This is a genomic window from Pseudoalteromonas sp. 20-92, assembly GCF_030847595.1.
In the GTDB taxonomy this organism is placed as follows: domain Bacteria; phylum Pseudomonadota; class Gammaproteobacteria; order Enterobacterales; family Alteromonadaceae; genus Pseudoalteromonas; species Pseudoalteromonas fuliginea.
Genome location: NZ_JANJGQ010000006.1, coordinates 173,434 through 186,927, shown reverse-complemented (window position 1 = coordinate 186,927; position 13,494 = coordinate 173,434). Strand labels below are relative to the sequence as shown.

15 protein-coding genes are annotated in these 13,494 nt (G+C 39.5%); 7 read left to right on the top strand and 8 right to left on the bottom strand.

The window, feature by feature from the left end:
- Positions 1–3 precede the first annotated feature (3 nt).
- The 4 genes from trpCF to NRL14_RS08530 are packed head-to-tail and all read right to left on the bottom strand — an operon-like array spanning position 4 to position 4,582.
- Positions 4–1,368, bottom strand: coding sequence for a bifunctional indole-3-glycerol-phosphate synthase TrpC/phosphoribosylanthranilate isomerase TrpF (trpCF, locus tag NRL14_RS08545; protein WP_306724446.1), 1,365 nt, complete (start codon positions 1,366–1,368; stop codon positions 4–6).
- Entirely contained in the window at positions 1,361–2,398 is a 1,038-nt protein-coding gene (trpD, locus tag NRL14_RS08540) for an anthranilate phosphoribosyltransferase (protein ID WP_306724445.1), read from the bottom strand. Before trpD ends, trpCF begins: the two co-directional genes overlap by 8 nt.
- 11 nt (positions 2,399–2,409) lie before the next feature.
- Positions 2,410–3,012 (bottom strand): aminodeoxychorismate/anthranilate synthase component II, encoded by a 603-nt coding sequence (locus tag NRL14_RS08535; RefSeq protein ID WP_033028422.1) that lies wholly within the window; start codon positions 3,010–3,012, stop codon positions 2,410–2,412.
- A gap of 1 nt (position 3,013) precedes the next feature.
- The gene (locus NRL14_RS08530) at positions 3,014–4,582 is read right to left on the bottom strand and encodes an anthranilate synthase component 1 (RefSeq protein ID WP_306724444.1); all 1,569 of its coding nucleotides are present in this window, start codon (positions 4,580–4,582) and stop codon (positions 3,014–3,016) included.
- Positions 4,583–5,046: 464 nt separating this feature from the next.
- Here NRL14_RS08530 and NRL14_RS08525 point away from each other — a divergent pair, with 464 nt between their 5' ends.
- The 5 genes from NRL14_RS08525 (at position 5,047) to NRL14_RS08505 (ending at position 8,635) form a co-directional block, all read left to right on the top strand.
- The gene (locus NRL14_RS08525; RefSeq protein ID WP_306724443.1) at positions 5,047–5,901 is read left to right on the top strand and encodes a PHP domain-containing protein; all 855 of its coding nucleotides are present in this window, start codon (positions 5,047–5,049) and stop codon (positions 5,899–5,901) included.
- Complete coding sequence (locus tag NRL14_RS08520; protein ID WP_007375432.1) at positions 5,898–6,518, top strand: L-threonylcarbamoyladenylate synthase; 621 nt, start codon at positions 5,898–5,900, stop codon at positions 6,516–6,518. The genes NRL14_RS08525 and NRL14_RS08520 overlap by 4 nt, the downstream gene beginning before the upstream one ends.
- Before the next feature lie 6 nt (positions 6,519–6,524).
- Positions 6,525–7,361, top strand: coding sequence for a ScpA family protein (locus NRL14_RS08515; RefSeq protein ID WP_008138354.1), 837 nt, complete (start codon positions 6,525–6,527; stop codon positions 7,359–7,361).
- A gap of 145 nt (positions 7,362–7,506) precedes the next feature.
- A complete protein-coding gene (locus tag NRL14_RS08510) occupies positions 7,507–8,058 on the top strand; it encodes a cytochrome b (RefSeq protein ID WP_002961572.1) in 552 nt (183 codons plus the stop codon).
- A 1-nt stretch (position 8,059) separates the two neighbouring features.
- Entirely contained in the window at positions 8,060–8,635 is a 576-nt protein-coding gene (locus tag NRL14_RS08505) for a YceI family protein (protein ID WP_008138356.1), read from the top strand.
- 67 nt (positions 8,636–8,702) lie between these two features.
- Here NRL14_RS08505 and NRL14_RS08500 read toward each other — a convergent pair whose 3' ends face one another.
- Both NRL14_RS08500 and NRL14_RS08495 read right to left on the bottom strand, forming a co-directional pair.
- On the bottom strand, positions 8,703–9,512 hold the full coding sequence (locus tag NRL14_RS08500) for a TIGR02285 family protein (RefSeq protein WP_373462526.1): 810 nt from the start codon (positions 9,510–9,512) through the stop codon (positions 8,703–8,705).
- A 160-nt stretch (positions 9,513–9,672) separates the two neighbouring features.
- Positions 9,673–9,840: a hypothetical protein gene (locus tag NRL14_RS08495; RefSeq protein ID WP_007375427.1), complete on the bottom strand. Its 168-nt coding sequence runs from the start codon at positions 9,838–9,840 to the stop codon at positions 9,673–9,675.
- Positions 9,841–10,207: 367 nt separating this feature from the next.
- Between NRL14_RS08495 and NRL14_RS08490 the strand changes: the two genes are divergently transcribed.
- Positions 10,208–10,756, top strand: coding sequence for a hypothetical protein (locus NRL14_RS08490; protein ID WP_306724442.1), 549 nt, complete (start codon positions 10,208–10,210; stop codon positions 10,754–10,756).
- On the opposite strand, the gene NRL14_RS08485 is transcribed toward NRL14_RS08490, so the two are convergent.
- Positions 10,751–11,554 (bottom strand): hypothetical protein, encoded by an 804-nt coding sequence (locus tag NRL14_RS08485; protein ID WP_008138360.1) that lies wholly within the window; start codon positions 11,552–11,554, stop codon positions 10,751–10,753. The genes NRL14_RS08490 and NRL14_RS08485 overlap by 6 nt on opposite strands.
- Positions 11,555–11,741: 187 nt before the next feature.
- On the opposite strand from NRL14_RS08485, the gene icd reads away from it, so the two are divergent.
- Entirely contained in the window at positions 11,742–13,010 is a 1,269-nt protein-coding gene (icd, locus tag NRL14_RS08480; protein ID WP_306724441.1) for an NADP-dependent isocitrate dehydrogenase, read from the top strand.
- A 12-nt stretch (positions 13,011–13,022) separates the two neighbouring features.
- Here the strand turns inward: icd and NRL14_RS08475 are convergent, their stop codons facing one another.
- Complete coding sequence (locus NRL14_RS08475; RefSeq protein WP_033028414.1) at positions 13,023–13,454, bottom strand: hypothetical protein; 432 nt, start codon at positions 13,452–13,454, stop codon at positions 13,023–13,025.
- Between the last annotated feature and the right edge of the window lie 40 nt (positions 13,455–13,494).

The following is a 13,494-nucleotide window of genomic DNA, read 5'->3' as shown; positions in this document are numbered from 1 at the left end:
ACCTCAATAATTTCTGATGCTTGTAAAAGCATTATGTAATTTGTTAGGGCACTTTTTACCCGCAGATTCTTCAACGCCTGAGTTTAAATCAAGGCCTAAGGCACCTTTAAAAAGCGCATCTTTAATATTGTCTGGATTTAAGCCTCCAGCGAGCATAAATGGAGTGCTTGCATCATGAAGCACCGACCAATCAAATGCTTTACCTGTACCGCCAGATTGTGTATCGCTGTGTGTATCGTAAAGATGTCGGTCAACGCCATTTACAGGCGTTGGCAATGCATCTTTTATTGCTTGGGCTTTCCAAATCTCGCAGCCGGTAGGTAACTGTGTACGCAGCTGAGCGATGTAATCGTCACTTTCTTGACCATGTAATTGAACTGCCGCCAATTTTAGCACACTTGCGTATTGAGCAACTTGCTCAATGGGGGCATCTACAAACACACCCACAAAATTAAGCGGGGCACTTTGGCTTAGCTCTTTTGCGCAATCTAAATCAACATAGCGAGGCGATTTAGGATGAAAAATTAAACCACCATAAACAGCACCGTTTTGATATGCCGTTTGTGCATCTTGGCTACGTGTTAAACCACATACTTTATTGTCGCCTAAAATAACACGGCGACATGCTTGCTCTAAATCACGCTCGCCCATAAGTGAGCTGCCAATTAAAAAGCCATCGCATAATGGAGCTAAACGTTTTACGTCTTGATGGGTATAAATACCCGATTCCGAAATAACCACTTTATCAGCCGGAATAAGCTTTCGTAGTTTTTCAGTAGTGGCTAAATCGGTGCTTAAATCGCGTAAATCGCGGTTATTAATACCAATAACTTGTGCATTAAGCGCAAGTGCGCGGTGTACTTCTTCTTCATTACTTACTTCTGTTAACACCGACATATTAAGTGAATCGGCAACAGCATGCAGTGCTTTATAGCTCTCGTCATCGAGTACTGAAAGCATCAGTAATATAGCGTCACCGCCATAAATACGCGCCATATATACTTGGTACTCATCTATAAAAAAGTCTTTACAGATAAGCGGTTGTTCTACTTGGCTGCGCACAAATTCAAGATAGTCAAAACTGCCTTGAAAATATTTAGCATCAGTTAACACGCTCATGCAGGTGGCGTATTTTTTATAAACTGAGGTAATTTCGGTTAAATCAAATGGCTCTCTAATTAACCCTTTTGAGGGCGATGCTTTTTTACACTCTAAAATAAACTGTGTGCCTGGGGCTGCTAATGCTTTGTAAAAACTACGGCTTGTAGGCACTGCAAGGTGTTTAAAGCTTTCAAGCGGGCGTGCGGCTTTACGCTCAATGAGTTCTAATTTTTTATCAGCAACAATTTTGTCTAATACATTAGCCATTACTTACCTCAATAATTGCATTTAGTGTGTTCATGGCTTGCCCTGAACTTAATAATGTTTGTACTTGTTTTGCCCCTTCTTTTAACGTTGCAGCTTTACCTGTTAGGTATAAAAGGGCAGCTACGTTAACCACAATAGCAGCATTATGTGCATCTGTGCCTTTGCCTTGCAAGATGGCGAGGCTAGCATTTGCGTTGTATTGTGGGCCTTCACCAGCGAGTTGTTCAAGTGAATAGTTTGCAAGGTCAAAGTCGCTTGGGTTTAGCGTGTACTGCGTAAGCTCGCCATTATTTAGCTCAACTACCGTTGTTGGACCGTGTAGAGCTATTTCGTCAGTGCCTGAGCCGTGAACAATCATAGCGCGCTTTGTGCCAAGGGTTTTAAGTGTTTGTGCCATTGGCATACATAACGCTTCGTTATACACACCTAACAATTGCACATCAGGTGCTGCTGGGTTAGCAAGCGGGCCTAAAATATTAAAAATAGTGCGTGTTTTAAGCGCTGTACGCACGCCCATCGCATGGCGTACGCCACTGTGATAGTGCGGTGCAAATAAAAAGGTAAAATTGGTTTGCTCAAGGCATTTTGCTGCCTGCTCTGGGCTCATATCTATATTAATGCCCAGCGCTTTTAGTAAGTCGGCAGAGCCTGAATTACTCGATACACTGCGATTACCATGTTTTACCATGTTAATGCCGGCAGCAGCGGCAACTATGGCTGCTGTTGTGCTTATATTAATTGTGTTTGAACCATCGCCGCCAGTGCCACAGCTATCGGCAAGTTGTGTACTGCTGGTAGTAAAAGCAACAGCGTTTTCGCGCATTGAGGCTGCAGCACCTGCTATTTCACCGCTTACTTCGCCTTTAATTTTAAGGCTTATTAGTAGGGCAGTTAGCTCAATCTCGCTCATGTTACCTTGCATTATTTCATCAAACAGTGCTTTGGCGTCTGCGTAGCTTAATGATTGCCCTGTAATTAGTTGTTCAATAGCGTGTTGAACATTTATGGGTTGTTCTGGTTGTGTACTCATAATGTCCTCTTTTATTTGGCGCGTGTTAAGTAAGCGACACTTTGCTGAAGTAGCATTGCGCCGTTTGGCGTCAGTATTGATTCTGGATGAAACTGGTAACCCAATGTGTTGTCATCATGATGATAAATAGCCATTGGGATATCTTCGTACTGGGCAATAACCTTAATATTATCAGGCACTTTTGTTGCCATTAATGAATGGTAACGTGCTACAGGCATTGTATTGCCCATACCATCAAATACAGGATGTTCGCCTAAATTAATAATTGAAGACTTACCATGTACGGTTTCACCCGCGTGACCGATTACTCCGCCATAGCTTTGTGTTAACGCTTGTTGGCCTAAACAAATGCCTAACATTGGGAAGTGGCCTTTAGAGAGTTCGATAAGCTCCATTAAACAGCCTGCATCGCTTGGTGTGCCAGGACCAGGGGAAAGTACTAAGAGTACTTGGCCTTGCTCTTGGCGCATTTTATTAAAAATAACCTCAGCGCTAATGTTGTTTCTGTAAACAACGAGTTCGCAGCCAAGCATCGTTAGCTCATCAACTAAGTTATATGTGAATGAGTCAAAGTTATCTAAAAAATAGATTTTAATAGGATTCGCTTTGCTCATTTTATACCGCCTTATACGTAGATTTTATGGCGGTGATAACCGCTTGTGCTTTAGCGCGAGTTTCGTTTGCTTCTGAAATAGGATCTGAGTCAAACACCACACCTGCACCTGCTTGCACGTAGGCTATGTTATTTTTAACAAAAGCTGAGCGAATAACAATACAGCTATCCATTGCGCCATCACCGGTTAAGTAACCAACAGCGCCGCCATAACTGCCACGGCGTTTCCCTTCTGTTTGACGTACAAGCTCAGCAGCACGTACTTTTGGTGCACCAACAAGGGTGCCCATGTTCATACACGCTTGGTAAGCGTGTAGTGCATCAAGTTCTGGTTTTAATGTGCCAACAACGCGTGATACTAAATGCATTACCTGTGAATAGCGGTCTACTTTTAATAACTCTTTGGCAAAACGCGTACCTGCAACACTGATGCGGGCTACGTCGTTACGTGCTAAATCAACGAGCATTAAATGCTCGGCGCGCTCTTTTTGATCGTTTCTTAGTTCCAACTCAATGCGGCTGTCTAGGTCTGGGTTTATTTGCCCGTTAGTAAATTTGCCGCGCGCTCGAGTACCAGCAATTGGGTAAACTTCTACTTGCTGATTACTTACGTCGTACTTAAGGGCCGACTCAGGAGACGCGCCAAATAATGCAAAGTCTTCATCGCGCATATAAAACATGTAAGGGCTTGGGTTTTGCTTTTTAAGCTGGCTATACGCATGTAAAGAATCAGGGCAAGGTAGTGAAAATGTACGCGACGGCACTACCTGAAAAATATCACCATCTACAATGTTCTTCTTAAGCTTAACAACTTGCTCGCAGTAAGTGTCATCGTCTATATCAACGCTTACCTCACATTCGCCACTTTGCATATCCGCACTAAATTCTGCTGCGTTATCGCACAGCGTATTTAAGCGCTCTAACTCTTTACCTACTTCAAAGCAGTTAGCGTGTACGTCTGGGCCGTTAAATACATTACCAATGAGTTCGGTTGTTTGCTTTTGATGATCAATAACAACTAAGGTTTCGGCTAAATAAAATACGTAATCTGGGCAGGTGTTTTCGCCATCAGGTACATCACTTAACTGCTCAAAGTTTGCTACCATATCGTAGGCAAATACACCGCCTAAAAATAACGAAAATGGATTGTTAGTTGTGCTTTTAATACTGTTAATACAAGTTCTCAGAGCGCTAAATGCGTTATCAGCAACGAGCTTGCTCGCTTCGTCAGTATCGCCGCTAGTGTCTAAATAACAAAGGGTAAGTGTTTCGCCGTCTAAAGTGGCATCACAGCTTTTAACATTTGCCTGCAAGTAGCTAAGTAGTTGTTGCCCATTATTAGATTGAGCATTAATAGTGACTGTTTTACCTTGGCATACGATGCGCAGTGCACAGTCGACTAAAATTAAACTTTTTACACTGTCTTTAGAATCAATCTCAGCCGATTCAAGCAGTAGTGAGTTAGGCTTATCAAGTGCCGCGTATAATGCAAGAGGGCTACTAATATAGTCGCGTACTTGCGTAATGCTTGTTACTTCGCCTGGTGTGGTAGTTATATGACTAAAAATCAAACCTCATTCCCTCAAAAAATTAAACCCCGCAATGCGTTAGCAGTGCGGGGTTTGAATAACGATATCTAAATTACAAACAGATCATTACCGTCCCGCTATATCAGGCGCCACCACCAACGATGTGTAAGAGTAAGACCGTTATTCATGTTTTTCTGCCTCAAAATTTATTAAATATTTTTAACGTATATGTTTCGTAAAATTTAGTTATAAAAAAACCCGCATAGTTGCGGGTTTTGAATTTTTGTTAGACACGACAATTCATCACCCGAAAATTACGAGTGCCACCACCAAATAGTGTTTAAGTTTGAATTGATCATTATTGTTAATTCTTAATGTGTCTGAAAGTGGCTACAGTAAAACGTATCTTATGCTTTTGTGTCAAGTGTTTATTTAAAACAATTTAGTCAAAAAAGTTGTTATACTTACATAAACACCAGTAACCCTTAATTTTAAGCAGTTTTCTTTTGATAAAATATGATTTACATAGCCATACCACACATTCAGACGGGCGTTTAACGGTTGAAGAATTATTGCATCGCGCTGTTGATAAAAATATTGATGTGTTTGCTATTACCGATCATGACACTGTGGCAGCTATTAAGCCTGCTCAGCAATTTATTAAAGCAGAAAACTTACCGCTTTCATTAATAACGGGTACCGAAGTGTCTACCAAATGGGAAAGCTTCGAAATTCATATTGTAGGTTTAAATATTGATATTAATAATATTGACCTTACCTCTTTATTATCAGCTCAGCAGCAAAAGCGAGAAGAGCGTGCGCTAGAAATTGGCGCACGCCTTGCAAAAAATGGATTTGATGGCATTTACGAGCAAGCTAAAGAGCTGGCAAAGGATGCGCAAATTACGCGCGCACATTTTGCACGCGCCCTTATTGAGCGCGGTGTAGCTAAAAATTTCCCGGGTGTTTTTAAAAAGTACTTAGGGCGTGGTAAAACAGGCTACGTGCCAAGTTGCTGGTGCACTATGCAAACCGCTATTGAAGCAATACATGCCGCTGGTGGTGTTGCTGTACTTGCGCACCCAAGTAGCTATCAAATGTCAAACAAGTGGCTACGCAAATTATTAGTAGAATTTAAAAGTGTAGGAGGAGACGCAATGGAAGTTGCACAACCTCAACAGGCGCCAAGCGAACGTCAATTTTTAGGTGAACTCAGCCGTGAGTACAAACTACTTTGCTCGCAAGGGTCTGATTTTCATTTTCCGACAAGCTATTTAGAGCTTGGCAAAAATTTATACTTACCGAAAGACTGCCAAGGTGTTTGGCAAGTTTGGGAAGGACAAGAAGGGGCATTAACATGAGTCAATTATTCCATATTCATCCTGATAACCCGCAACCAAGATTGATTAGTCAAGCCGTTGATATTATTAAGCAAGGCGGTGTTGTTGTTTACCCAACAGATTCGGGCTATGCCATTGGCTGTAACATTGGTAATAAGCAAGCCAAAGAGCGCATAGAGCGTATTCGTGGTATTGAAAAAAACGATAATTTTACGCTAGTTTGCCGTGATTTATCGGAGCTATCTACTTATGCTCGTGTAGATAACCAGCTATTTAGATTAATTAAAAATAATACGCCAGGGCCTTATACCTTTATTTTTAAAGGCACAAAAGAAGTCCCTAAGCGTTTATTAAACGACAAGAAAAAAACCATTGGCATGCGTGTAATTGAACACCCAATTGCTTGTGCGTTACTTGCCGAACTTGGCGAGCCGCTAATGTCGTGTTCTTTAATTTTACCAGGGCAACAATTTACAGAATCAGATCCTGATGAAATATTAGAGCGATTAGATAAGCACGTTGATTTAATTATTCACGGTGGTTACTTGCCAGAGCAAGCAACCACAGTAATCGATTTGTCAGAAGATGAAGTTCAAATATTACGTGTTGGCTGTGGTGATACAAGCCCGTTTGAGTAATAACAAGTGAGCGAAAATACTGCTGATACAAAAAGTAGTGAAAAGCCAGTGCAGCAAAAGCTGCCACTGGCTTTTTTGCATGGTAAAGCGGTTGTAGATAAACCAGAAGACTTATATATTCCGCCCGATGCGCTCGAAATAATATTAGAAACCTTTGAAGGCCCGCTCGATTTACTGCTTTATTTAATTAAAAAGCATAAGCTTGATGTGCTCGACCTTTCTATTTTTAGTATTACAGAGCAGTATGTAAGTTACGTTGAAATGATGACCGAGTTTCAACTCGAACTTGCCGGTGAATATTTAGTTATGGCCGCGTTACTTGCACAAATTAAGTCGCGCTTATTACTTCCTGTACACGAAGAGCTTGAAGAGGAAGAAGACCCTCGCGCTGAGCTTATTAAACGTCTACAAGAATATGAGTTATTTAAAAAAGCCGCCGAAAACCTCGATGATATCCCCCGTGTTGGGCGTGATATTTTTATAGCGCATGCCGCTATGCCAATAAATGAAGACACAAGTCAAAACCTCCCCGATATTGAACTTAAAGACTTAATGCTGGCGCTGAGTGATGTAATGGCGCGAGCAAAAACGTTTGAACATCATCAAATTACTGCCGAAGTACTCTCAACCCGAGAGAGAATGAGCCAAATATTACAACAGCTATCGAAAGCAAATTCAGCAGTGGTGTTTAATGCGCTTTTTACGCCTGATGAAGGGCGTAGTGGTGTGGTAGTTAGTTTTATAGCCATGCTTGAACTCATTAAAGAAGGACTTGTTACTTGTTTGCAAGTAAGCCCAGAGAGCTTAATTTATGTCAGCTTGAGCGAGCAATCCACTCTATAAACTTATCTGTTTAATCCTCAACTTCTAAAACTGACTTTAATTATCAAAGTTCTGTGCGTATACGCACGTAAAGTGTTTGTAAATGTTATTTTCATTTAAGGCTATGCACTATATTGTAACGTCATAGCATTATAGGACGTTACACATGTTTAAAAATACACCTTCATCTTACGGACTTGTCGCCATTATTTTACATTGGCTCATGGCGTTGACTATTTTTGGCCTGTTTGGTTTAGGTTTATATATGGTTGAGCTTACTTATTACGATAGCTGGTATAAAGGCTCGCTCGATTTACATAAAAGCATTGGTATTACGCTTGTGGCCGTATTCTTATTTAGAATTTTATGGCGTGCTTTATCTACACAACCTAAACCATTAGGTGAAAGTAAAGGCATGAACCAATTAGCACATACTGCGCATATTGCTATGTATATTATTTTGGCTGTTATTGTTGTTGCAGGGTATTTAATATCAACCGCAGACGGGCGTCCAATAGAAGTATTTACTTTATTTAATGTATCAGCGCTTGATTTTGCCTTTGATGACCAAGCCGATATTGCAGGAAAAGTACATTATTACGGCGCGTGCACATTAATCGGGTTTGCAGTATTGCATGCACTAGGGGCGTTAAAACATCACTTTATCGATAAAGATAAAACCTTAATTAGAATGATCAAACCATTAAAGGATGATTAAAATGAAAAAATTATTAGTAAGCACAGCCGTTTCGGCTGCAATGATGTTATCGGTAACAACTGCTAATGCAGCCGACTACGTAATTGACACAAAGGGTGCTCATGCATTTGTAAACTTTAAAATTAAACATTTAGGTTACAGCTGGTTACATGGCCGTTTTAATACCTTTGATGGTAAATTTAACTACGATGCTAAAAACCCTAATGCGTCGCAAATTATGGTTAATATAGATACAACAAGCCTTGATTCTAATCATGCCGAGCGCGATAAACACCTTCGTGGTAAAGAGTTTTTAAATGTTGATAAATACCCAACAGCGACGTTTAAAAGCACCAGTATTAAATTTGAAGACGATTCAGGTCAAGTAACAGGTGATTTTACGCTGCATGGTGTAACCAAAACCATTACTTTTGAAATTGATAAAGTGGGTGAAGGTAAAGATCCATGGGGTGGTTACCGTGTAGGCTTTGAAGGTGAAACAAGCCTTAAGCTTACCGACTACGGTATTGATTACAATTTAGGGCCAGCCTCTACCCATGTAGATATAGGTTTATTTATTGAAGGTATTCGTCAGTAATATATAAAATACTTAATTATAAACAATAAACAGCGTCATTTTTAATGGCGTTTTTTTCTATAAATACTTATTTTTCTATACGCTCTTGTAATAAAGGCCTTAAATGCTCTGGCAACCAGCGCATTAGCACATCATTATAAGCTGGTGTTTTTTTTATTACTTTGAGCTGCTCATTAAGCATTGCTATATCTTTTGCACCTTGCTCATTTTTAGTGCAACCAATAAAGCCATAACTTAACGCAGGGGATTCGGTTAACGGTCGTTGTGTTAAATTTTTATCAAAATTCATTAATTTAGCTAAATAATAATGTTCGCTTGGGTAACCCAATAAAATATCAATCCGTTTTAAATTAAGCATATAAGTAAGGCTCGCTAAGCTGTCGCGAGTAGGTCTTATTACTAAATCTATATCGGGAGTTGTGTTTATAACCGAATCTATCTCTTTTCCATAAGAACGACTCATTGATATGCCGAGTGTTAGCTTTTTATCACGTATTAAATCTAATAATGACACTTCAGTCGCATCAGGCAATTCAAGTGCGTCTGCAAGCTTGCTATGCATAGCAACAGAAGGTGATAGGCCTGTAGTTGAGCTTTCGTCTGTAAAGTAAATATGCTTTTTTCGGTAATCATTTTTATAAAGAGATAATGCGCAGGTATTATTGGACGTATTTGATAGCTCTTGGATTACTTTTCCCGAAGGGATGATAATTTGATTAAAGGTAATAGCGGGTAGTTGTTTTTCAAGTAGGGATATAATGCTTTCATCGCGGCCTTGGTGTTGATATTGGCCATTTAAAATGTAGTACGGTGCAAAGTCGTGCGTTAACCAATTAATGGTTTTAGCATTACTTACAGGGCTTACAAAGCAAAACATTAAAAAAAGTATACATAAACGGAGCATTACAGCAGTTGCCAATAATTATTATTGTAAAACTATTGTAACCATTAAAGGGCTAAAAAGTAAAATGCCAGCAACGAGGCTGGCAAAATATATTTTCAATAATCACAATAATAAAAAGCAATTAAAGTTTTGTTTAACTAGCTTTTAGCCATTTAACAAATTGGCGTGCATCACTCGCTTTTTGAAATAATGCATTTTTTAAACCTTGTGTATCACTAAAGATTACACGATGTTTATTTACTGAAATTGATTGCACTGGATGTGCAATTTGGATCATAGACCCATTATATTTATAAGACATAATAAAACTCACTTTATTCTTGTTATTTATTCTGCGCTATATTTTATAGCTTCGTGCAGTCAATAAATAAACGATGTTGTGTTTAGCTTCATTACAGTGTTGACGATCTTTATGACACTTTTGCGATGATAATAAAATTCATCTCGGTATTATTTAAGGGGTTCTCGCCGTACAATAACTTAGCTTTCAAATATACGTTTTGCGGGGCTTACTGGATCAGGGTAAATGGTTAACCGCGGCGGTTTCTTTAAACCAGAGAGGGAAAGTAACTTATATGTATATTATGTGCAAGCTATTTTTTATATTTATTTATAATACATTTTATCAACTGCCTATGGCCTCCAATTTTATTTACTAAAGGATAAGTATGAATTACCTAATTGCGAGCGATATTTTTGGTTTAACACCTGCTTTTACGCAGTTTACAGAGGGGTTTGACACTAAGGTAACGGTTATTGATCCTTATGATAATGAGTTACAACCTATTGATAGTGAAGAATATAACTACAATAAATTCATACAGAAATGCGGGCATGATAAATACACCGACAAACTTCAAAAATGTTTTGCGCATTTGCAAGCACCAACAACTTGTATCGCATTTAGCGCAGGGGCAAGTGCAGCATGGCGCGCACAGTTATTAACAGGCAATACACACCTTAAAAAGTTAATAGGGTTCTACCCATCACAAATTCGTAATTATTTAGCATTAGATGCAAACGTACCCTGTGAGTTTATTTTTCCTAAACATGAGGTACATTTTAATGTTGATGAAGTGATAGCCATTTTAAATAATAAGTCCGCAGTAAAGTGTAATAAAACAAACTACCTACATGGTTTTATGAACGAGCACTCAGTCAATTATAATGAGCAAGCGTACAACTATTTTAGCCATTACTTAAAAGTAGCGTTATAGCTGATTAATTTGCGCTTTTGTAATATTAGGAAAGTCAGTGCGGTTATTGTATTGTGCGTATAGAGTAGAAAAAACACTGCTTCTAGATTGTTTATCAAGCTCTTTTATAAACATTTTAGCGTTAGAGCGTGCTGGCCTACAGCATAATTGATACGCCTTTATAACACTTGCCAAAGTTTGCCCTTGTTTTTGCAATGCTAGATCTGCTTGGGCAAAAAAAGCTGCGCCTGTCCAGTAAACACGTTGCTGAGCACGTTGTTTCCACATATCGGCAGAGAGCTTATTAAGTGGCTGTGTTTTAGTTTTGGTTTGCAGGCGGGCACGATCAAACCCTGCATTTAAGCGTTGTACAAACTGCGGCTGGGTGATTATACCGCTGTCACGCATTATTACGTTTTGCATATAACTGGCAAAACCCTCGCTTAGCCAAAAACCGGAGTAGGGAAATAGCGGCAAATATAAATGTGAAAGTTCATGGTATAGCGTCCAATCTTTAGTGAATGCTTTTAAACTGGCGTAACGATCTATATGTAGTTCTAGCCCATCGGGATTATTTCGCTTTACAGTAGCCCAAGGTACTGGCTCAAAAGCAAAATATTGCGGTTTTAAATAAATAGGTAAGGTACTTTGTTTTAGAGGCCCTAACGTATTTTGTGTTTTTTCAACACTTTGATTCACCCAAGTAGACACCGTCCTTTGACCACTACTTGAGAGTGAATTGAGGTTGTGTATTACTACCTCAACGGCTAACGTTTTAAACGAGTTGATTGATAGTAGCAATATAAAAAAGAGTTTCATTAAAGTGTTCCACTGTAATTTAATAGCTAATACGATAAGGCTAATTAAACAAGACCAACTCATGACGTAAATAGTCACAGTTAATTTGTTATTTTTTTAAATGATAGTAACTATAAAAGTACAAATACAGACACTCCTTAATTAGCATGCTTTAATCATATTTATAGAACCTTTGTAGGTGTTAGCAATGCAGTACCAACATATAAATGCGCCAACGCAAGGTCAAAATATCACGATAGACCAATACGGACAGTGGCAAATTCCGTTAGAACCTATCATTGCTTCTATTGATGGCGATGGCGTGGGTTTAGATATCATGCCGGTAATGCGCCACGTTGTTGATAGTGCAATTGAGCATTGTTACAAAAACGCTCGTAAAATACATTGGATGCAGGTTTATAACGGCGAGCAAGCCGCAAAGCTGTATGACGGTGACTGGTTTCCACAAGAAACAATTAACGCAGTACGCGCCTGTAAAATTGCCATAAAAGGGCCGTTAACAACGCCGCTGGGTGGTGGCTTTCGCTCACTCAATGTAGCCCTCAGGCAAGAAATGGATTTGTTTGTAAATATGCGCACTATAAAAGGCTTTAGTGCACTCCCTTCTCCTTTAAAAAATCCTTTTTTAACAAACATAACCGTGCTGCGCGACAGCAGCGAGGATGTGTATTCAGGTATTGAATGGCAAGCAGGCAGTGTAGAAAGCGAAAAAATGCTCGACTTTTTATGCGAAGAAATGGGGGTAACGCGCTTAAGGTTTACACAAGAGTGCGGTATTGGCATTAAAAATATATCCAAAGAAGGCTCTGAACGACTAATGCGCTTTGCAATTAAGTATGCACTTAAAAACGATAGTGAATCCTTAACACTAGTGCACAAAGGCAATGTACTTAAATTTACCGACGGGGCATTTAAGCGTTGGGGGTTTGCACTTGCACAAAGCGAGTTTAATGCCACCGCACATGAAAATGGGCGTTGGCTGCAAATAGAGCGAGGACACCAAGCGCCCTTAATTATTAAAGAAGTCATAGCTGATAACATGCTGCAACAATGTTTAATGCATCCAGAGCAATTTGATGTAGTGGTGACGACTAACCAAAACGGCGACTTTTTAGCGGATATGCTAAGCGCACAAGTTGGTGGGGTTGGCATAATGCCCGCAGCTAATTTAAATAATGATGTTGCATTTTTTGAGCCCACACACGGCACGTTTGAACGTATAGCAGGGCAAAATAAAGCAAACCCCAGCAGTAGTATTTTAAGTGCGGTATTAATGCTTAAATTTATGGGATGGGAGGAGGCCGCATTACTGATAGAAAGTGCGTTAGAGCAAACATTTAAAAGTGGTGAAGTAACCTTTGATTTAGCGCAAGAGCAGAGCGATAACTCAAGTATTCATAACTCGACAACCTTAACTTGTACTGGCTTTGCAAAGAAGGTTATCGAGCACTTTTAAACACATTCATTATTAAGCTGCTGAGGCAGTTTTTACTCTGTGCATACAAGGGCGGTTGGTTAACTGCGCTGCACGATGGTAAATATCATGTGCTTGAGGTTCATCGCATTGTGTACCGCTAAGCGTATCCATTAGTGCGACAACAATAATTGCAGGAACCTGGCAGCAATATTCATCTAAAACAGCTTCTGTCGTTTGCGCATCAACATGGCAAAGCGGGTGGTTTTTAAGTTGGTATGCGTTTAATAATGTATCTACTTCTAATACATCATCTGGCTGATGTTTTGTTTTACGACATTTACAACCAAACTCATCAACTAAAGTAGCTAATGCTTGATAAGTCTCAGTGGTGTTAGCTTTAGTGCATAACTGCTCTTCAATAAACTGATGTAAATTAGCATCAATAAATAACCCGTCTTGTTGTGTGAAGCTTGATGTTGTCATAATTATTACTCTTAGTTTGTTGGCTTAACTTCACTCTAGC